At 62.6% G+C, this 18904-nt stretch carries 17 protein-coding genes and 1 other RNA gene; 7 read left to right on the top strand and 11 right to left on the bottom strand.

Features of this window, described 5'->3' with window-relative positions; genetic code table 11:
* From RT582_RS13610 to RT582_RS13575, 8 genes are all read right to left on the bottom strand, one after another.
* On the bottom strand, positions 1 to 677 hold a 677-nt coding region (locus RT582_RS13610), incomplete at its 3' end, for a tyrosine-type recombinase/integrase (protein ID WP_313477871.1).
* A gap of 173 nt (positions 678 to 850) precedes the next feature.
* Positions 851 to 1229: a transfer-messenger RNA gene (ssrA, locus tag RT582_RS13605) on the bottom strand.
* 132 nt (positions 1230 to 1361) lie between these two features.
* The gene (locus RT582_RS13600) at positions 1362 to 1667 is read right to left on the bottom strand and encodes a hypothetical protein (protein ID WP_313477868.1); all 306 of its coding nucleotides are present in this window, start codon (positions 1665 to 1667) and stop codon (positions 1362 to 1364) included.
* A 181-nt stretch (positions 1668 to 1848) separates the two neighbouring features.
* A complete protein-coding gene (locus tag RT582_RS13595) occupies positions 1849 to 4701 on the bottom strand; it encodes an FAD-binding and (Fe-S)-binding domain-containing protein (RefSeq protein ID WP_313477865.1) in 2853 nt (950 codons plus the stop codon).
* Complete coding sequence (locus RT582_RS13590; RefSeq protein ID WP_038663056.1) at positions 4698 to 5369, bottom strand: LutC/YkgG family protein; 672 nt, start codon at positions 5367 to 5369, stop codon at positions 4698 to 4700. Before RT582_RS13590 ends, RT582_RS13595 begins: the two co-directional genes overlap by 4 nt.
* On the bottom strand, positions 5366 to 6826 hold the full coding sequence (locus tag RT582_RS13585; protein WP_313477862.1) for a LutB/LldF family L-lactate oxidation iron-sulfur protein: 1461 nt from the start codon (positions 6824 to 6826) through the stop codon (positions 5366 to 5368). The genes RT582_RS13590 and RT582_RS13585 overlap by 4 nt, the downstream gene beginning before the upstream one ends.
* Positions 6823 to 7644 carry a (Fe-S)-binding protein gene (locus RT582_RS13580; RefSeq protein ID WP_313477859.1) on the bottom strand — a complete coding sequence of 274 codons (822 nt, stop codon included), beginning with the start codon at positions 7642 to 7644 and terminating at the stop codon, positions 6823 to 6825. The genes RT582_RS13585 and RT582_RS13580 overlap by 4 nt, the downstream gene beginning before the upstream one ends.
* A 169-nt stretch (positions 7645 to 7813) precedes the next feature.
* On the bottom strand, positions 7814 to 9508 hold the full coding sequence (locus tag RT582_RS13575) for an L-lactate permease (protein ID WP_313477858.1): 1695 nt from the start codon (positions 9506 to 9508) through the stop codon (positions 7814 to 7816).
* Positions 9509 to 9775: 267 nt separating this feature from the next.
* On the opposite strand from RT582_RS13575, the gene RT582_RS13570 reads away from it, so the two are divergent.
* Positions 9776 to 10561 carry a GntR family transcriptional regulator gene (locus RT582_RS13570; RefSeq protein ID WP_041016108.1) on the top strand — a complete coding sequence of 262 codons (786 nt, stop codon included), beginning with the start codon at positions 9776 to 9778 and terminating at the stop codon, positions 10559 to 10561.
* A 72-nt stretch (positions 10562 to 10633) separates the two neighbouring features.
* Here RT582_RS13570 and smpB read toward each other — a convergent pair whose 3' ends face one another.
* A complete protein-coding gene (gene smpB / locus RT582_RS13565; protein ID WP_003299438.1) occupies positions 10634 to 11116 on the bottom strand; it encodes an SsrA-binding protein SmpB in 483 nt (160 codons plus the stop codon).
* Positions 11117 to 11326: 210 nt separating this feature from the next.
* On the opposite strand from smpB, the gene RT582_RS13560 reads away from it, so the two are divergent.
* Positions 11327 to 11761 carry a type II toxin-antitoxin system RatA family toxin gene (locus tag RT582_RS13560; protein ID WP_023446175.1) on the top strand — a complete coding sequence of 145 codons (435 nt, stop codon included), beginning with the start codon at positions 11327 to 11329 and terminating at the stop codon, positions 11759 to 11761.
* Entirely contained in the window at positions 11754 to 12068 is a 315-nt protein-coding gene (locus RT582_RS13555) for an RnfH family protein (RefSeq protein WP_014819219.1), read from the top strand. The genes RT582_RS13560 and RT582_RS13555 overlap by 8 nt, the downstream gene beginning before the upstream one ends.
* A 41-nt stretch (positions 12069 to 12109) precedes the next feature.
* On the opposite strand, the gene RT582_RS13550 is transcribed toward RT582_RS13555, so the two are convergent.
* A complete protein-coding gene (locus tag RT582_RS13550; protein WP_014819220.1) occupies positions 12110 to 12625 on the bottom strand; it encodes an outer membrane protein assembly factor BamE in 516 nt (171 codons plus the stop codon).
* A 95-nt stretch (positions 12626 to 12720) separates the two neighbouring features.
* On the opposite strand from RT582_RS13550, the gene fur reads away from it, so the two are divergent.
* Positions 12721 to 13125, top strand: coding sequence for a ferric iron uptake transcriptional regulator (fur, locus tag RT582_RS13545; RefSeq protein WP_003280866.1), 405 nt, complete (start codon positions 12721 to 12723; stop codon positions 13123 to 13125).
* Positions 13126 to 13181: 56 nt separating this feature from the next.
* Here fur and recN read toward each other — a convergent pair whose 3' ends face one another.
* On the bottom strand, positions 13182 to 14855 hold the full coding sequence (gene recN / locus RT582_RS13540; RefSeq protein WP_179485763.1) for a DNA repair protein RecN: 1674 nt from the start codon (positions 14853 to 14855) through the stop codon (positions 13182 to 13184).
* A 201-nt stretch (positions 14856 to 15056) separates the two neighbouring features.
* Between recN and grpE the strand changes: the two genes are divergently transcribed.
* The 3 genes from grpE (at position 15057) to dnaJ (ending at position 18891) form a co-directional block, all read left to right on the top strand.
* Positions 15057 to 15626 (top strand): nucleotide exchange factor GrpE, encoded by a 570-nt coding sequence (grpE, locus tag RT582_RS13535; RefSeq protein ID WP_041016112.1) that lies wholly within the window; start codon positions 15057 to 15059, stop codon positions 15624 to 15626.
* A gap of 98 nt (positions 15627 to 15724) precedes the next feature.
* Positions 15725 to 17638 (top strand): molecular chaperone DnaK, encoded by a 1914-nt coding sequence (gene dnaK, locus RT582_RS13530; protein ID WP_125859677.1) that lies wholly within the window; start codon positions 15725 to 15727, stop codon positions 17636 to 17638.
* 122 nt (positions 17639 to 17760) lie between these two features.
* Complete coding sequence (gene dnaJ, locus RT582_RS13525; protein WP_003280872.1) at positions 17761 to 18891, top strand: molecular chaperone DnaJ; 1131 nt, start codon at positions 17761 to 17763, stop codon at positions 18889 to 18891.
* Positions 18892 to 18904 lie beyond the last annotated feature (13 nt).

The following is an 18904-nucleotide window of genomic DNA, read 5'->3' as shown; positions in this document are numbered from 1 at the left end:
GTTCCCGTGTAGCTATCCAGTGCTTTGAGCAGTGCCCCGAGTTTTTCAGGATCGGTCACGGCAGCAAAGTGTTTCACCCGCTTGGCTGGGAGCGTCCGTGAGAGATTCCCTATCTGGTTGGGCGGGGTGATGCCGGCAGCTTCGGCGAACTCAAAAATCTGTTTGTAGATCTGGGCAACACGACGCGCCGTCTCGCGAGCGCCGCGCTTGATGATGCGCTGGAGGTTTTCGACCAGCATGGGCGTGCTGATGCTGCTAATCGGGAGTTTTCCCAGCCAGGGGAAGGCATTGAGCTCAAGGCGCTGCCGTACAGTCCGGGTGTACTCCGGGTCCCAGGAGGATTCGCGAATATTGAGCCACTGCGTGGCAACCGATTCAAAAGTGTGCTGGTGATCAAGTTGGCTGACCACCTTGGCCATGCGTCTTTGCAGCGAAGGATCTTGGCCGCTGGCAAGTTGGACACGAGCGTCATCACGTTTGCGCCGAGCTTCCTGCAAGCCGACCTCAGGGTAAACACCAAGAGCCAGGCGTTTTTCCTTTCCCAGAAAACGGTATTTCAAGCGCCAGTAACGGCCTCCGTTGGGCTGCACTTCAAGGTACAGACCCTGTTCGTCGTATAGCCGATAGGGCTTGTCCTGGGGCTTAGCGTTGCGGCAGTTGGTGTCTTTCAGGGGCATTGGGGGCACATCCTCTCCGAGCGAGCTGATGAGCGTTTTATGCCCCCATATATGCCCCCGTCAACTGTGGGATGCCCTGGGATCAGGTGGGAAAACGCGGGCAAGAAAAAAGCCGTAAAGCTTTGATTTCTCTAGGCTTTACGGCTTTTCTGGGTCTTCTTGGGAAGACAAATTGGTGGAGCCGGGGGGATTTGAACCCCCGTCCGCCAGCTCTCCGCTATCGGTTCTACATGCTTAGCCAGATCTACTGAGTTAACTCCGCGCCGCCCGATTGGCAGGGTGCTTGGAGCGAGCTGTATGAGTTTTAGCCGTTACGTCTACAGCGAACTTGGCGGCGATCCTGTTCTGTCTGACAGTCATTTCGGGTTTACAGGCATCCCCTAGTGACCGCTGGAGCCGAAGCTACCAGATGAAGGTTAGGCGGCTAGCGCGTACCCTTCGTAGTTGTCGTCGTTGGCAACTATAAGTTTGCAACAGTTTATTTACGAGTTCTGTTACCAACTCGGCATGCCCCTCAAGTTTTGTTACCGGCGTCGAATCCTAATCGGCCCCTGGTGACGCTTGTGGTGCTGGGCGCGAGTGTACGGCGATCTCTCTGCGCTGTCGATCAGTTTGTAGCCATGCTGGTTACAAAATGTACAGCTCGGCTGCGCAGGATCGCTCGCACGACCCCGCCTGTCGGGCTTAGTTTCCGCCGCCAGAGCCAGAGCCAGCTGTGCCGCCGCTACCGGTGCTGCCGGGGCCTTTCAGCTCTTGCAGCGCTTTGGTGGAGTGCGCGATGCAGGCATCGGTGTCGCCAGATTGCTGGGCTTGGCGGGCCTGTTTGACGTACTCGTCGACCTGGCTCTTGGCCGGCTCACCCAGGGTGGCGGTGTTGGTGGCCATGTTGTCGTCGATTTCCTGCAGGTTGAGCTGGCACAGGTCGTCTTGGGCGAAGACGGCCGGGCTGGCGAGCAGTACCGCGGATGCGAGCAGTGCATGAACTTTCATTGTGGGTCCTCCAGTCTTATGGACTTCCCGGGCCTGCCAGATACCAACTGAAACGGCGGCGCCGAGTCGAATCGAACCCGTCAGGGGCTCTAAAATTCCGACTGCGATTGCGCGTGAGCGTTCATCGAAGTGACACAAACGAAGCGGCCCCGCTCTCTTGAGCGGGGCCGTGGTGCGCGGGTTAGAGCGGCTGGGCCGCTGTTTTGCTGCGCGTGACGCGGTCTACCAGATAGACCAGTCCGTGGTAGTCGATCTGGCCATGACGGGACAGGCCGATCTCGCAGGTGCGGCTGGTGGATATGCCTTCTTCGCAGATATGCACCGCATCCTTCAGGCTGCGCAGGGCGTGACCGTTGAGCTCCGGGGTGGTGAAGCCTTTGTCTCCGGCGAAACCGCAGCAATGAATGCCTTCGGGCACCACGACTTCCCTGGCGCAGCGACGAGCGATATCGATCAGTGCCTGTGCTTCCCCAAGGTGCTGGGTGCTGCAGGTAACGTGCACGGCGATCGGCTTTTCCTGCGGGACGAAGTCCAGCTTGTCGAGCAGGTGCGTGCGGATGAAGCGCACCGGATCGTAGAGGTCGAGGCGCTGATCGGTCAGGCCCTGGACCAGGCGCAGCGTGCAGGGGCTGGTGTCGCAGTAGATCGGATCAAGCCCGCCGCGGCTGGCCTTGAGCAGCGCGTCGAGCATTTCCTGACGCTTACGCTCGCCCTGTTCAGCGTAACCCTTGGAAGCAAACGGCTGGCCGCAGCACAGGTCGTTCAGCTGCTCGGGGAAAATCACCTGGTAGCCGGCCTTTTCCAGCAGGCTGCGGGTCTTGTCGAGCAGCGGCTCCTGTTCCTGATCGCGTGCCGCCGGCGCCATGGCACGGGAAACGCAGGCAGCCAGATAGACCACCCGCGGGCGCTCGTCCTGAACGGCAGGCTGGGGCAGGTGCAGGCGCTGCAGGGGTTGCGGCATCGCCGGAGTCCATTGCGGGACGCGACCCTTGCTGGCGTTGGTCATGGTGGCGGACAGCTTGGCCAGACGCTTGGTGCCGAGGATGATATGCGCGCCGTTGGCGGCATGCAGCATGAAGCGAGTGCCCTGCACGGCCGTGGAGAAGTGATCGGCCAGCCAGTTGGCGGTTCCGGTTTTGCTCGCTTCACGCCCGCGCAGCTTGCGCACCAGATCGCCAGTGTTGATGCCGACCGGGCAGCGCTGGGCGCAGAGGCCGGTGGCGGCGCAGGTTTCGACGCCGTGGTAATGGTAGAGGCGCTCGATTTCCGTGGTGTCGACGCCGGCGCGCTTACGGGCCTGGATGTCGCGCCAGATGACGATGCGCTGGCGTGGGGTGAGGGTCAGCCCGTTGGATGGGCAGACCGGCTCACAGAAACCGCACTCGATGCACTTGTCGACGATCTCGTCGGCGGCGGGCATCGGCTTGAGGTTCTTCAGGTGGATGTCCGGGTCTTCGGAGAGCACCACGTCCGGATTGAGGATGCCGGTGGGGTCGAGCAGGCGCTTGATCTTCCACATCAGCGCGTAGGCTTCGCTGCCCCATTCCAGCTCGACGAAGGGCGCCATATTGCGCCCTGTGCCGTGTTCAGCCTTGAGCGCACCGCCGAATTCGACGGCGACCAGCTGCGCCACTTCGCCCATGAAGGCTTCGTAACGGGCGACCTGCGCCGGATCATCGAAGCCCTGGGTGAAGACGAAGTGCAGGTTGCCCTCCAGCGCGTGGCCGAAGAGGATCGCCTCGTCGTAGCGGTGCTTGTCGAGCAGTTCGATCAGCCGGTTTACACCCTCGGCCAGGCGCTCGACGGGGAAGGTGACATCTTCGATGATCACCGTGGTGCCGGTCTGGCGCACGGCGCCGACTGCTGGGAAGGTGTCCTTGCGGATCTTCCACAGCTGGTTGTAGACCACCGGGTCTTCGCTGAAGTCGACCTGCTTTTCCACCGGGAAATGCGCGATGGAGGTCATGATCAGGTTGATCTGCTCGTGCAGCAGCGACTGGCTGGCGGCGCGCGATTCGATCAAGAGTGCGCAGGCGGTCGGCGACAGTTCCTTCACCCACTCGGGCATGCCGGCCTTGTGTTCGACCGAGCGCAGACTGCGGCGGTCCAGCAGCTCCACGGCCGACACCGGCTGCTGCTTGAGCACGGGTACGGCCAGGCAGCAGGTTTCCACGTCAGGGAACACCACCAGCGCGCTGGCTTTGTGCGGGTGATCCGGCACGGTGTCGTAGGTCACCGCGCTGATAAAGCCCAGCGTGCCTTCGGAACCAACCATCAGGTGGTTGAGGATATCCAGCGGCTCGTCGTAGTCGACCAGCGCATTGAGCGAGAAACCGGTGGTGTTCTTCAGCCGGTACTTGTGGCGGATCTTCGCGGCCAGTTCGGTGTTGGCGCGGGTCTCGCGCCCTAGTTCGGCCAGCTGTTCGAGCAGCGCCGCATGGCTCTGGCGGAAGGCGTCGACACTGGCGGCATCTTCGCTGTCGACCACAGTGCCGTCTGCCAGTACGACACGCAGCCCGGCGAGGGTCTTGTACGTGTTCTGCGCCGTGCCGCAGCACATGCCGCTGGAATTGTTGGCAACGATGCCGCCGATCTTCGCTGCGTTGATCGAGGCCGGATCAGGGCCGATCTTGCGCTGGAAGGGGGCGAGTACGGCGTTGGCGTTGGCGCCGATTACGCCCGGTTGCAAGCGGATTTGCTCGCCGCCGTTGCGAATCTCTCGGCCGTTCCAGTTGTCGCCGAGCACGATCAGCACCGAGTCGCTGATCGCCTGGCCGGACAGGCTGGTGCCCGCGGCGCGGAAGGTCACCGGGACGTTTTCCGCATGGGCCAGCTTGAGCAGCGCGATCACCTCGGCTTCGGATTCGACGCGCACCACCAGCCTGGGAATCAGCCGGTAGAAGCTGGCGTCGGTGCCGAAGGCGAGGGTGGAAAGCGGGTCGTCGAAGCGGCGCTCGGCAGGGATCAGCTGCTCGACTTCGCGGAGGAACGCGGCTGGCAAAGGCGCACGTTCAAGCTGGGCGGCCGCGTTCATGCGTCCTCCAGGATCAGCAGGATCAGATCCTTCGGCCCGTGGGCGCCGTAGGCCAGCACTTGCTCGATGTCGGCGGTTTTCGACGGGCCGGAGACCAACAGCGCATTGGTCGGCATGCCAGCGGCCCACTGGAACTTCTGCTGGATCTCGTAGAAGTTGTCGTGGATTTCGCTGGCCTTGAGGATGGCGAAGTGCACCGGTGGCACCAGGCTCATCAGGCGCGGCTCCTCGCGGGTCGGCCACATGATCAGACTACCGGTGGAGGCGATGGCGCCGAGGGTGCCGGTGAGGCTCGCCGGTGTGTCGTTGAACAGCTCGTCCTTCCAGTCCTCGACCGGGCGGTCGTAGGCCTTCAGCGTCGGCAGGCCCTCGCGGCCGGCGCAATGCGCGGTGAAGCGCTGGCCGTACGGCGTGGTCGGGGCGATCAGCAGGCTCGGCAGCTGGCGGTCGTGCAGCAGCTGTTCGAGCAGGGCGGGCCAGCCGGCGTCCGTGGTCAGGTGAATCTCGGTGTGCACCGCTTCCATCAGCTGGCGCAAGCGGGCAATGCGCTGCTCGGGCGCGTAGCTCCATGGCTGGGTGACCAACGATACGTCGTAGTCATCGACGATAGGCGTGGTGCCTTCCAGGCTCTTTTTCAGCTTGGCGAGGATATTGGCCTTGGCGCTCATCGCTTGCCCTCCAGGTGCTCGCGGGCCAGCTCGTGCAGCGAGCGGGCGGCAGGTTTCGGTGCGCTGTGGTTCTGCGTCCAGGGGCCGATGTTCGATGGCGTCAGGCCGCGCAGGCGTGTGGCGAAGAAGCCGAATACGCGGTACAGCGTCGGGCTGGTGTTGAGCAGCCGCCAGCCAGCCCACATCAGTCGTTCCTGCTTCGAATATTTGCTGCCCTGGCCGCGCATGACCTTGTGCGGATCGTCCGGTGCCTTGACGTTCTCCTCGCGCAGCCGGCGCAGAATGGCCGGAATCGGGATCTTCACCGGGCAGACTTCGCCGCAGGCGCCGCACAGCGACGAGGCGCTGGGGTGATCCGGCACCTTGTCCAGGCCGACCATGTGCGGGGTGATGATCTTGCCGATCGGACCGGGGTAGACCTCGCCGTAGGTATGGCCGCCGACGCGGGTGTAGACCGGGCAATGGTTCATGCAGGCGCCGCAGCGGATGCAGTTGAGCGTCTGGCGCAGCTCGCTGTCGGCGAAGGCCTGGCTGCGGCCGTTGTCCAGCAGGATCAAATGCACTTCCTGCGGGCCGTCGAGCTCGTCGGCCTTGCGCGGGCTGGAGATCATGTTGACGTAGGTGGTGATCGGCTGGCCGAGCGCCGAGCGGGTCAGCAGCGAGAGCAGCGGGACCACGTCGCGCAGGTTCTCCACGACCTTTTCGATCCCGGTAACGGCGATATGTACCGGCGGCACGCCGGTGGACATGCGCCCATTGCCCTCGTTTTCCACGAGCAGCAGGGTGCCGGTCTCAGCCACCGCGAAGTTCACGCCGGAGACGCCGATATCGGCCTCGAAGAACTTCTGGCGCAGGGTGCGGCGGCCGATCTGAATGAGTTGGTCGACGTCCTTGGTGTACTCCACGCCGAGTTTCTCGTGGAACAGGGACGCGACCTGGCCGGCGTTCTTGTGGATTGCCGGCATGATGATATGGGAAGGCTTTTCGTGGTCGAGCTGGACGATGTACTCGCCCATGTCCGACTCCAGGCATTCGATGCCATGGCCTTCGAGGAAATGGTTCATCTCCATCTCTTCGCTGACCATCGATTTGCCCTTGATCACTTGGCGCGCCTCATGAGCGCGGGCGATCTCGAGGACGATGTTGTTCGCCTCTTCAACCGTCTCTGCCCAGTGCACGTTCACACCGTTGCGGGTCAGGTTGGTTTCCAGCCGCTCGAGCAGTTCGGGCAGCTTGGACAGTGCGCGGGCGCGGATGCGGTTGCCCATCTCGCGCAGCCGCTCGCGTTCGTCGGCATCGCTGAAGGCCACGGCGCGCTTGGTCATCAGCGAGTCCATGGCGGTGCGGAAGTTGCGCCGCAGCTGGTCGTCCTTCAGGGACTTGCGGGCGCGGGCGCGGAAATCCGGGTCTCCGGCGTTCTCGATCTGTATCGCGGGAATACGCTGTTCGGCGTTCATCGGGCACCTCCGGTGCGTTGCCAGAGGAAGCTCGCCAGATGCTGGCCGCGCAGGACTTCACGCTGCTTTTCCAGCGAACCGTTGATGTTCATCAGGCAACCGCAGTCGGCGCTGATCACCTGATGCGCGCCGGATTCCTTCAGTGCACGGGTCTTGTCCAGCACCATGGCGCCGGAGATATCGGGCATGCGTACGCTGAAGGTGCCGCCGAAGCCGCAGCATTCGCTTTCGTGGTCATGCTCGACGCGCTCGACTTGGCCCAGCTGGGCAAGCAGGGCGCGGCCGTGTAGGTGGGTGTTCATTTCGCGGCGGGCCGAGCAGGAGGTATGCAGGGCAACCTTGGTCGGCGTGCCGGCGTCCTTGAATTCGACCTTGCAGACATTGAGCAGGAACTCGGCCAGCTCGAAGGTGCGCTCGGCCAAGGCCTGCGCCTTCTTCAGCGTCGCCGGCTCGTCCTTGAACAGGTCCAAATAATGGTGGCGCAGCATGCCGGCGCAGGAGCCGGACGGGACGACCACGGGCCAGTCGTTGGCGAACAGATCCAGTTGCGCCCGTGCGACGTTGCGTGCCTCGTCGGTGTAGCCGCTGGTGTAGGCCGGCTGGCCGCAGCAGGTCTGACCCTGCGGGAAGTGCACGGTCAATCCTTCGCGCTCGAGCAGGCGGATGGCATCCAGGCCCGCCTCGGGATAGAACAGGTCGACCACGCAGGTACCGAACAGATAAACCTGGCTCGGCTTGGCGGGGTATTCGCGCGGCTTTGGCAGCGGCGGCGCGACGCGGGTAGCGTTCGGCGCAGCATCGTAGAAGAGTTCGCTCATCGGCTTGGTCTCCGGGTTAGCCCGGTTATCCGCAAACAGGCTTTTGAAAAACTATCTGCGTTGGCAAGACGTCGTTAAAAGCAGCCTCGCCTACGTTTTTCAATGCGCCTGTCAGGTGCGGTTTCTGGAATGCAACCGTGCCCCCAAGCGGGGGCACGATTCCTGTTTCTTACACGCCGACCAGTGGGTCGGTCACGCCTAGCACGTAGATGGCGATCAGGCCGATCACCCCCGTGAACAGCACGTAGTACAGCGTAGGCCATATGGTCTTGCGCAGCGTGGAGCCTTCGCGACCGAGCAGGCCGACGGTAGCGGATGCCGCCACCACGTTGTGGATTGCAACCATGTTGCCCGCCGCAGCGCCAACAGCCTGGGTGGCAACTACCATCGCGCCGGAAATGCCGAGCGACTGCGCAACACCAAACTGGAACTGGCTGAACATCATGTTGCTGACGGTGTTGGAGCCGGCCAGGAACGCACCGAGCGCACCGACGGCCGGTGCCAGCAGCGGGTAGATGCTGCCGACGCTATCGGCGACATAACGCGCCATGACGATTGGCATGCTGGCCAGCTCGGCGCCGTTGACACCGGAGTTGATCAGGATGCGCACCATCGGCACGGTGAACAGCAGTACGAAGCCGGCGCTGAGCAGCACACCGCTGGATTCCTTCACTGCCGCCTTGAGCTCGGAAACGCGCATGCCATGCAGGAAAAAGGTAATCAACACCACCATGACGAGGATGCCGCCCGGCAGGTACAACGGCTCGATGCCGGCATTGATGCCGGTCTCACCGAGGATGTTGGCAAAGGCGATGGATACCGATTTCAGCGCGGCCGTGACCTGCGGGAACACGCGGCTGATCACCAGAATCGCGCCGACCAGCACGTAGGGCAGCCAGGCGCGGAAGGCGCTCATCGGGCGCGCCGCGATGTCGTCCAGCTTCATTTCTATGGTGCCCAGCCATTCGGCTGGCCATTCTTTGGCGTCGGCGAAGTCCCAGGTGGTCTTCGGCGTCAGGAACTTGAAGCGAGCGGCAGTGGTAACGATCGCCAGGCCCACCAGGCCGCCGAGCAGCGACGGGAATTCGGGGCCGAGGAAGATGCCGGTGGCAGCGTAGGGCAGGGTGAACGCCAGGCCGGCGAAGATCGCGAACGGCAACACTTCGAAGCCGGCTTTCCAGCTTTTCTCCTTGCCGAAGAAGCGCGTCAGCATCAGCACCATGACCAGCGGCATTACTGTGCCGACGATGGCGTGGGTGATCGCCACACTGCTGGTGATCTGCTGCAGGTAGGCGTTCCAGCTGGACCCCTGCGCAACCAGTTGCGCGCCGATGGTGGCGGTATCCAGGCCGCTGTTGATGCCCACAACGATCGGCGTACCGACCGCGCCGAAAGACACCGGCGTGCTTTGCACCAGCATGCCGAGCAGGACGGCAGCCATTGCCGGGAAGCCGACCGCAACCAGCAGCGGTGCGGCGATGGCGGCCGGAGTGCCAAAGCCGGAAGCGCCCTCGATGAAGCAACCGAACAGCCAGGCGATGATGATGGCCTGGATGCGGCGGTCAGGGCTGATGGTGGTGAAACCGGCACGAATGGCGGTGATGCCGCCGGAATGCTTGAGGGTGTTCAGCAGCAGGATTGCGCCGAAGATGATCCACAGCAGGCCCAGGGTGATCACCAGACCTTGCAGCGTCGAGGCGATGATGCGGTTAACGCTCATGTCCCAGACGAACAGCCCGATGGCTGCGGTGAACAGGAAGACCAACGGCATGGCGCGGCTGGCGGGCCAGCGCAGACCGATCAGCATGATTGCTGCGAGCAGAATGGGTGTGAAGGCGAATAGTGCGAGCAGTCCGTTGGACATGTCAGGCTTCCCCTGCGGTTCGGTTCAGATGGGGCCCTGAGCGGACCGTGGAGTAGTTTTTGTGCGCAGATCTCATGCTGAGTCCTCTTATTTTTAGACCACTCTGTAAAGTGGTAATACCAATTAACAGAAGTGAATGGCCAGCGTAAGAGCTGCGTATAGGGGCGTCAATTAGCTAGCTATAGACTTTGGTCGCAACAACCGGCCTTGTGCAGATGCGCGGTCATGGCTAGCATTTTCGGATTGGTATGACCATTCGGGGTGGCTATGGACGTGGGGATGGTGCGGCAGCGGCGGCTAGCGGACGATATCGTCGCGCAGCTGGAAACCATGATTCTCGAGGGCACGCTCAAGGCGGGTGAGCGTCTGCCTGCGGAGCGCGCCCTGGCTGAAAGCTTTGGTGTTTCGCGGCCTTCGCTGCGCGAAGCAATTCAGAAGCTCGCGGCCAAGGGGCTGCTGGTCAGCCGGCATGGCGGAGGTACGTTCGTCGCCGAGTCGCTGGGTTCGACGTTCAGTGATCCGTTGCTGCATCTGCTGGAAAACAACAGCGATGCGCAGCGCGACTTATTGGAGTTTCGCCACACGCTCGAGGGCAGCTGCGCCTACTACGCAGCGCTGCGTGCGACCGAGGTGGATCGGAAGCGGCTCACCGAGGCCTTTGCCGCATTGCAGGACTGCTACGCCCGGGAAGGTAAAGTCTCCCGGGCGGAAGAGGGTGCAGCCGATGCCCAGTTCCATCTCGCCATTGCCGAAGCCAGCCACAACGCGGTGCTGCTGCATACCATTCGTGGCCTGTTCGACCTGCTCAAGCGCAACGTGGTGACCAATATCGGCGGCATGTACGCCCTGCGTGACGAAACGCGGGACATGCTGATGAGCCAGCATCGCGAGTTGTACGAGGCGATCATGGCCAGGCGAGCGACCGAGGCGCGGGAGGTTATTCATCGGCATATCAATTACGTGCAGGAAGTGCTGGCTGAAGGTCAGCAGGAGGCTCAGCGTCTGGCGCGCGCGCAGCGCAGGCAGGGAGAGCGGATGCAGAAGGAAGGGTGAGAGCGGAGCCGGCACTGCCTGCCGGCTCGGGTATTGCCGCGTGGGCTTATCGGGCCATGCGACGGGCGCGGCTCAGTCGTCCTTGCCCTTGGTGCGCATCGCGCGCTGGATCTCCCGATCGGAATCGCGTTCCTTCTCGGTGTGGCGCTTGTCGTACTCCTTCTTGCCTTTGCCGAGGGCAATCTCGCACTTGATCATGTGCTTCTTCCAGTACAGCGACAGCGCTACGCAGGCGTAGCCTTTCTGCTGTACGGCGCCGAACAGCTTGCCCAGCTCGCGCTTGTTCAGCAGCAGCTTGCGGGTGCGGGTCGGATCGGCAATGACGTGTGTGCTGGCGCTGGTCAGCGGCGTGATGTGCGCACCCATCAGCCAGGCTTCGCCATCCTTGAGCAGGACGTAGCTGTCGACCAGCTGAGCCTTGCCGGCGCGCATGCTCTTCACTTCCCAGCCGGCCAGGACGAGGCCCGCCTCGAATTTCTGTTCGATGAAGTAGTCGTGTAGCGCTTTCTTGTTCAGCGCGATGGTCCCGGGGGACTGTTTCTTCTGTTTGGCCATAGGGGCCGCATTATAGGGAGTCCCGCTGCGGCTGGCGACAGCCTGCAAGAGCGCTGGCGGCAGAAACTTGAGGGGCAGCCGTTAATCCCCGACAATGTGCCCCGCTTTGCGCTGAGCCGCTTCCCGGGTGTCGCCCGGAAGCCGCGGTTGCGGGCTGGCTGCGCCAACCTTTGGATGGCGCGCAATGAAACGACGACGTAGAAGGTCCGCATGACGACGCACATTCAACGTTCCGCGCTGCTGCCGTACCCGGCCCAGGCGCTGTTCGACATGGTCAACGACGTAGCCAGCTACCCGCAGTTCCTGCCCTGGTGTTCAGCGACTGAGGTGCTTTCCAGTAGCGAGACCGAAATGCACGCCAGCATGACGGTGGCGAAGGCCGGGTTGAGCCAGCGCTTCATGACGCGCAACGCCCTGGACCTCGGCAAGCGTATCGAGATGACGCTGGAGGAAGGGCCGTTCAGCCATCTGCACGGCATATGGGAATTCAAGGCCCTGGGTGAGAAGGCCTGCAAGATAAGCCTGGATCTGACCTTTGATTACGCCGGGCCGCTGGTCAAGGCAACGCTCGGGCCGCTGTTCAACCAGGCTGCCAACACTTTGGTCGATGCCTTCTGCGAGCGGGCGAAGCAGTTATATGGATAAGCAATCGATTGCGGTCGAAGTGGTCTATGCCCTGGCCGACAAGCAGAAGCTGCTGCAGATGACCGTGCCCGCGGGCACCACCGTGCGCGAGGCGGCCTTGCGTTCGGGAATGGATGCGCACTTCCCGGGGCTCGATTTGGCCGCAGCTCCGTTGGGTATCTTCGGCAAGGCCGTGCCCAAGCCCGATGAGCGCGTGCTCGAGGAGGGTGAGCGCGTGGAGATCTACCGGCCGCTGATTGCCGACCCGAAAGAGGTGCGCAAACAGCGCGCCGCACGGGCAGCAAAGAACAAGGCCGAAGACGCTTGAATATGCTGAAACAAAAACGCCCGGGCTAGCCGGGCGTTTCTTTATTCGGTTTCCAGCGGTTCGGGAATCGGCACCGGAACCGGCTCCGCTTCATCCACTTCACGCTGAATCTGCTCCAGCAGCGAGCCAGGCGCAGGGCGCTCTTCAGGCTGACTTGGCTGGGCGGCAGGAGCCGCGTCAGGCGCCTGGGCGTCGCGGCCAAGGATCTGTTCATCGCGGCTTACGCCGGGCATGAAGTCGCCGGCCAGGCCTGCCAGCTGGTCGTTGGCGTTGAACACCAGGCTGACGCGCTCCTGCTGGCGCGGACTGCCGCCGGGCTGGATGCTGTACAGGTAGTCCCAGCGGTTGGCATGGAAGGTGTCGGTGATCAGCGGGTTGCCCATGATAAACCGCACCTGCTGGCGGGTCATTCCGGGGCGCAACTGGTCTATCATGTCCTGCGTGACGACATTGCCCTGTTGAATGTCGACCTTGTAAACCCCGGGGAATGAACAACCGGCGAGTGCGACCAGGCCTGCGAAGGAGAGGCTGGCCAGCATGAGCTTGGTGTTTTGCATCGGTGGGTGACTTCCACTATCTTGGCTGGGCAAAGAACCCGGATCATACCCGTATTGAAGGAGGCTGCGAAACAGCAGCAGCGAGAAAGCCAACCATGGTTGAAAATAGCGAACTACGTAAAGCTGGTCTCAAGGTAACTCTGCCGCGGGTCAAGATCCTGCAGATGCTGGACACTACCGATCGCCGTCACATGAGCGCCGAAGACGTCTACAAGGCGTTGATGGAAGCGGGTGAGGATGTCGGTCTGGCGACGGTCTATCGCGTGCTGACCCAGTTCGAGGCGGCCGGTCTGGTAGTTCGGCACAACTTCGATGGTGGTCATGCCGTCTTCGAGCTGGCCGACGGCGGGCATCACGATCACATGGTCTGCGTCGATAGCGGCGACGTCATCGAGTTTTTCGATCCCGAGATCGAGAAGTTGCAGAAAGAAATCGTCAAGCGTCACGGCTACGAGCTGGTGGATCACAATCTGGTGCTCTACGTGCGCAAGAAAGACTGATCCAGACATATGAAAAAGGCGGCCAAGGCCGCCTTTTTTGTGCCTGGCTGCCGGGCTCAGGCTTGTGCGGAGGTGACCATCTGTCGGGCATGTGCCAGAGACTGCTCGGTCAGGTCGACGCCGCCGAGCATTCGCGCGATTTCCTCGACGCGGCCGTTCTGATCCAGTTCTGCGACGGCAGTGCGGGTTTCATCCGCCCCGCGAGCCTTGTGCACGAACAGGTGGTGATGTCCTTGGGCGGCGACTTGGGGCAGGTGGGTGACGGTCAGCACCTGGCCGCGCTCGCCGAGGCGGCGCAGCAGCTGGCCAACGATCTCCGCGGTGGGGCCGCCGATACCCACGTCGACTTCATCGAACACCAGCGTCGGTACGCGGGATGTCTGCGCGGTGATCACCTGAATCGCCAGGCTGATGCGTGATAGTTCACCCCCGGATGCGACCTTGGCCAGGGCGCGCAGGGGCTGGCCCGGGTTGGCGCTGACCAAGAACTCGACCTGCTCCAGGCCGTAGGGCATCAGTTCGCCTTCGGCTGCAGGCTTGAGTTGCACGCTGAATCTGCCGCCTGGCATACCCAGTCTTTGAATCTCTACCTCGACAGCGCAGGCCAGTTGTTCGGCCGCGGCCTGGCGCATGCGGCTGAGTTCGCCGGCTTTTTCTTCGTAGTGCCGAGCGTAGGCCGCCAGTTCTTCACCGAGGCGCTCGACTGCTTCGTCGTCGGCGTTCAGTCCTTCTAGCTCCTCCAGCAGCTGCTGGTGCAGGTTGGGCAGTTCGGTCGGTTGCACGCGGTGCTTGCGAGCGAGGGTGTAGATGGTATCCAGTCGCTCTTCCAGCATCTGCTGGCGCTCCGGATCGGCGTCGAAGTGATCGACGAAGCGGTTCAGCTCGCCGATCGCCTCTTCGACCTGAATCTGCGCGCTTGCCAGCAGATTGACTGCTTCGCTCAGGGCTTGAGGTTGGTTCTGGAAGGCGCTCAGACGCTGCAGGCTGCTGGTCAGTGCCGACAGCACGTTGCCGGCATCGCTCTCGCTGCACAGCTCCATGACCTGGCGGCAGGCGCCGAGCAACTGCTCAGCATTGGCCAGGTTCTTGTGTTCGCGCTCGAGTTGCTCCAGTTCGTTCTCGCCCAGCGCCAGGTTCTCCAGCTCTTCCAGCTGGTAGCTGAGCAATTGGTGGCGTGCGCGCTGTTCGTCGCCACTATTGCTCAGGCGTTCCAGGGTCTGTCGCGTCTGCCGCCAGCGCTGGGCGGCCAGCTGGACCTGTCGCGCCAGCTCCTGGTTGCCGCTGTACTCATCGAGCAGGCGCCGATGGGTGTCGGTCTTCAGCAGGGATTGATGCTCGTGCTGGCTGTGGATATCGATAAGCAGCTCGCCCAGCGACTTGAGGTCGCCCTGCGGACAAGGGGTGCCGTTGATGTAGCCGCGGGAACGACCTTCGGCGGTGATGACACGGCGCAGGATGCAGGGCCCGTCATGGTCCATGTCGCGCTCGGCGAGCCAGGCGCGGGCGTCGGGAATATCGTCCAGGTCGAAGCTGGCAAGAATGTCGGCCTTGTCGGCGCCGATGCGCACCACGCTGCTGTCGGCCCGGTCGCCCAACGTCAGGCCGAGGGCGTCGAGCATAATCGACTTGCCTGCGCCGGTTTCTCCGCTGATGACGCTCATGCCGCGTTTCAGCTCGAGGTCGAGGTGCTCGACGATGGCGTAGTTGTGGACCGATAGATGAACCAGCATGGCAAGGGCTCCCGATTTGCGTGGCTGGGTATTTATACAGTGGTTTTCCTGGGCGCTACAAGCGTTGAAGGATGAATGTGCGGTTGCTCGTCATTTCGCTGGGCGCTCTTCGCTTTCCGCCCTTGAAGCCTGTTTTCGCGCCCCCATATAGCGGCACAAGCGCGGGTTTGCTGCCCGCTGATCGTATAGAGAGGAGGACCTATGGCCGACGAGCAGAACCTGGATAACCAGAACCCGGAAGCGCCCGAGCATTCGGAAGCGGACGTAGCCGAGGATCTGGCCGCCCGCGTGCAGTCGCTGGAAGAGCAGCTGGCCGCTGCGCAGGACCAGTCACTGCGCGTTGCGGCTGAACTGCAGAACATCCGCCGGCGCGCCGAGCAGGATGTGGAGAAGGCGCACAAGTTCGCCCTGGAAAAGTTTGCCGGTGATCTGCTTGCCGTTGCCGACAGTCTCGAGCGTGGCCTTGAGCTGTCCAGTGCTGATGACGAGGCGGTCAAGCCCATGCGTGAGGGCGTCGAGCTGACCCTCAAGCTGCTTCAGGACACGCTGGCGCGTCACCAGCTCGAGCAGCTCGATCCGCATGGCGAGCCGTTCAATCCTGAGCATCACCAGGCCATGGCCATGGAAGAAAGCACCCACGTCGAGCCGGGCAGCGTGCTCAAGGTGTTCCAGAAAGGTTACCTGCTCAACGGTCGCCTGCTGCGTCCGGCGATGGTCGTCGTCAGCAAGGCGCCCGCCGATGTGCCGCCTTCGATTGATGAGAAGGCTTGAAATCCGGTTGCCGACCCCCATCTGGTAGCCAAGCGTTTTTGTGTTACCCGCAGCCGGTAAGCAGGCGCGGACCAATCGAAATTTGGAGAGCGAATTAAATGGGCAAGATCATTGGTATCGACCTGGGAACCACCAACTCCTGCGTCTCGATTCTGGAAAACGGCAAGGCCAAGGTTATTGAGAACGCCGAAGGCGGCCGTACCACTCCGTCGATCATCGCGTACGCGAACGACGGCGAAATCCTGGTTGGTCAGTCGGCCAAGCGCCAGGCAGTGACCAACCCGCACAACACCCTGTATGCGGTGAAGCGTCTGATCGGTCGTCGCTTTGACGAAGACGTCGTGCAGAAAGACATTCAGATGGTCCCTTACAAGATCGTCAAGGCGGACAACAGCGACGCCTGGGTCGAGGTGAATGGCCAGAAAATGGCGCCGCCGCAGATCTCCGCTGAAATTCTGAAAAAGATGAAGAAGACCGCCGAGGATTACCTCGGTGAGCCGGTGACCGAGGCGGTGATCACCGTTCCGGCCTACTTCAACGACAGCCAGCGTCAGGCCACCAAGGATGCCGGTCGTATCGCCGGTCTGGACGTCAAGCGCATCATCAACGAGCCGACCGCGGCTGCGCTGGCTTACGGCATGGACAAGGCCAAGGGCGACCACACCGTGATCGTTTATGACCTGGGCGGCGGTACCTTCGACGTTTCGGTGATCGAGATCGCCGAAGTCGATGGCGAGCACCAGTTCGAAGTGCTGGCCACCAACGGCGACACTTTCCTCGGCGGTGAGGACTTCGACATCCGCTTGATCGACTACCTCGTCGACGAGTTCAAGAAAGAAAGCGGTATGAACCTCAAGGGTGACCCGCTGGCAATGCAGCGCCTGAAGGAAGCTGCCGAGAAGGCCAAGATCGAGCTGTCCTCCAGCCAGCAGACCGACGTCAACCTTCCGTACATCACCGCTGACGCGTCTGGTCCGAAGCACCTGAACGTGAAGATTTCCCGCGCCAAGCTGGAAGCGCTGGTCGAGGATCTGGTGCAGCGCACCATCGAGCCTTGCCGCATTGCGCTGAAGGATGCCGGCGTCGACGTTTCGAAGATCGACGACGTGATCCTGGTCGGTGGCCAGACCCGTATGCCGCTGGTTCAGCAGAAGGTCGCTGAGTTCTTCGGCAAGGAAGCGCGCAAGGACGTCAACCCGGACGAAGCCGTCGCTATGGGTGCTGCCATCCAGGGCGCCGTGCTGGCCGGTGACGTGAAGGACGTGCTGCTGCTCGACGTATCGCCGCTGACGCTGGGTATCGAAACCCTGGGTGGCGTAATGACTCCGTTGATCGAGAAGAACACCACCATCCCGACCAAGAAGTCGCAGGTGTTCTCCACTGCCGACGACAATCAGAGCGCGGTGACCATTCACGTGCTGCAGGGTGAGCGTAAGCAGGCGACCGGCAACAAGTCGCTGGGTCGCTTCGACCTGGCCGAGATTCCGCCGGCACCGCGTGGCATGCCGCAGATCGAGGTCACCTTTGACATCGACGCCAACGGCATCCTGCATGTGTCTGCCAAGGACAAGGCCACTGGCAAGCAGCAATCCATCGTGATCAAGGCCAACTCGGGTCTGTCCGAGGAGGAGATCGAGCAGATGGTTCGCGACGCCGAGGCCAATGCCGAGGAAGACCGCAAGTTCGAAGAGCTGGCGACTGCGCGCAACCAGGGCGATCAGCTGGTGCATGCGACCCGCAAGATGCTCGTTGAGGCCGGCGACAAGGCCAGTGACGACGACAAAGCGGCCATCGAGAAAGCGCTTGGCGAGCTGGAAGTGGCCATCAAAGGCGACGACAAGGCCGAGATCGAAGCCAAGATCGCTGCGGTTTCCCAGGCTTCCACGCCGGTCGCGCAGAAGATGTACGCCGAGCAGGCTCAGGCTGGCGAAGGTCAGCCGGCAGACGAGCAGGGCAAGCCGGGCGACGACGTGGTCGACGCCGAGTTCGAAGAGGTCAAGGACAACAAGTAAGCCCTGGCTTGCTTCCGCTCCAGCCCGTCCCGACCTCGTTCGGGCGGGCCCGACCGCTGCGCGGGGGCTTGCTCCCGCGTCGGCGTGTCTGGAAGGCATGAAATTGAGGGTTCAGGATAGTTATGGCCAAACGCGATTTTTATGAGGTGCTGGGCGTCGAGCGCGGCGTCAGCGAGGCGGAGCTGAAAAAGGCTTACCGGCGCCTTGCGATGAAGCATCACCCGGACCGCAATCCGGGGGACAAGGCGGCTGAAGACGCCTTCAAGGAGGCCAACGAGGCCTACGAAGTACTCTCCGATCCGAGCAAACGGGCTGCCTACGATCAGTACGGCCACGCCGGTGTCGATCCGCAGATGGGTGCTGGCGCGGCCGGTGCCGGTTACGGTGGTGCGAACTTCTCCGATATCTTCGGCGACGTGTTCAGCGATTTCTTCAGTGGCGGCCGCGGCGGCGGCCGTGGCGGCGCACAGCGTGGCAGCGATCTGCGCTACACGCTCGAACTCGATCTCGAAGAGGCAGTGCGCGGCACCACCGTGACCATTCGCGTGCCGACCCTGGTCGAGTGCAAGACCTGCGATGGCTCCGGCGCGAAGAAGGGCACCAGCCCGGTCACCTGTACCACCTGCGGCGGTATCGGCCAGGTGCGCATGCAGCAGGGCTTCTTCTCGGTGCAGCAGACCTGTCCTCGTTGCCACGGCAGCGGCAAGATGATTTCCGATCCGTGTGGCAGCTGCCATGGGCAGGGGCGCGTGGAGGAGCAGAAGACACTCTCGGTCAAGGTGCCGCCGGGTGTCGATACCGGTGATCGCATTCGTCTGTCTGGCGAAGGCGAGGCGGGCACTCAGGGTGGCCCGGCCGGCGATCTGTATGTGGTGGTCAATGTGCGCGAGCACGCGATCTTCCAGCGCGATGGTAAACATTTGTATTGCGAAGTGCCTATCAGCTTTGCCGATGCCGCGTTGGGTGGCGAGCTGGAAGTGCCGACCCTGGATGGCCGCGTCAAGCTGAAGATTCCTGAAGGTACCCAGACCGGCAAGCAGTTCCGCTTGCGTGGCAAGGGGGTCGCGCCGGTGCGCGGTGGTGCGGCGGGCGATCTGCTGTGTCGGGTCGCGGTGGAGACGCCGGTCAACCTGAGCAAGCGTCAGCGTGAGATGCTCGAGGAGTTTCGCGGCACCCTGCAGGGTGACACCTCGCATTCCCCCAAGGCCAGTGGCTGGTTCGAAGGTGTGAAGCGCTTTTTCGGTGATGTATGACAAGGGCCTATGG

The organism is Stutzerimonas kunmingensis, from assembly GCF_032106285.1.
GTDB lineage: Bacteria > Pseudomonadota > Gammaproteobacteria > Pseudomonadales > Pseudomonadaceae > Stutzerimonas > Stutzerimonas kunmingensis_B.
Note: the sequence above shows the minus strand (reverse complement) of the source record. Positions and strands in the feature narration are given on the sequence as shown.

Excerpts from the sequence above, each read along its gene's own strand:
- RT582_RS13600 (WP_313477868.1), bottom strand. The coding sequence starts at position 1,667 with ATGAAAGTTCATGCACTGCTCGCATCCGCGGTACTGCTCGCCAGCCCG.
- RT582_RS13595 (WP_313477865.1), bottom strand. The coding sequence starts at position 4,701 with ATGAACGCGGCCGCCCAGCTTGAACGTGCGCCTTTGCCAGCCGCGTTC.
- RT582_RS13590 (WP_038663056.1), bottom strand. The coding sequence starts at position 5,369 with ATGAGCGCCAAGGCCAATATCCTCGCCAAGCTGAAAAAGAGCCTGGAA.
- RT582_RS13585 (WP_313477862.1), bottom strand. The coding sequence starts at position 6,826 with ATGAACGCCGAACAGCGTATTCCCGCGATACAGATCGAGAACGCCGGA.
- RT582_RS13580 (WP_313477859.1), bottom strand. The coding sequence starts at position 7,644 with ATGAGCGAACTCTTCTACGATGCTGCGCCGAACGCTACCCGCGTCGCG.
- RT582_RS13575 (WP_313477858.1), bottom strand. The coding sequence starts at position 9,508 with ATGTCCAACGGACTGCTCGCACTATTCGCCTTCACACCCATTCTGCTC.
- RT582_RS13570 (WP_041016108.1), top strand. The coding sequence starts at position 9,776 with ATGGACGTGGGGATGGTGCGGCAGCGGCGGCTAGCGGACGATATCGTC.
- smpB (WP_003299438.1), bottom strand. The coding sequence starts at position 11,116 with ATGGCCAAACAGAAGAAACAGTCCCCCGGGACCATCGCGCTGAACAAG.
- RT582_RS13560 (WP_023446175.1), top strand. The coding sequence starts at position 11,327 with ATGACGACGCACATTCAACGTTCCGCGCTGCTGCCGTACCCGGCCCAG.
- RT582_RS13555 (WP_014819219.1), top strand. The coding sequence starts at position 11,754 with ATGGATAAGCAATCGATTGCGGTCGAAGTGGTCTATGCCCTGGCCGAC.
- RT582_RS13550 (WP_014819220.1), bottom strand. The coding sequence starts at position 12,625 with ATGCAAAACACCAAGCTCATGCTGGCCAGCCTCTCCTTCGCAGGCCTG.
- fur (WP_003280866.1), top strand. The coding sequence starts at position 12,721 with ATGGTTGAAAATAGCGAACTACGTAAAGCTGGTCTCAAGGTAACTCTG.
- recN (WP_179485763.1), bottom strand. The coding sequence starts at position 14,855 with ATGCTGGTTCATCTATCGGTCCACAACTACGCCATCGTCGAGCACCTC.
- grpE (WP_041016112.1), top strand. The coding sequence starts at position 15,057 with ATGGCCGACGAGCAGAACCTGGATAACCAGAACCCGGAAGCGCCCGAG.
- dnaK (WP_125859677.1), top strand. The coding sequence starts at position 15,725 with ATGGGCAAGATCATTGGTATCGACCTGGGAACCACCAACTCCTGCGTC.
- dnaJ (WP_003280872.1), top strand. The coding sequence starts at position 17,761 with ATGGCCAAACGCGATTTTTATGAGGTGCTGGGCGTCGAGCGCGGCGTC.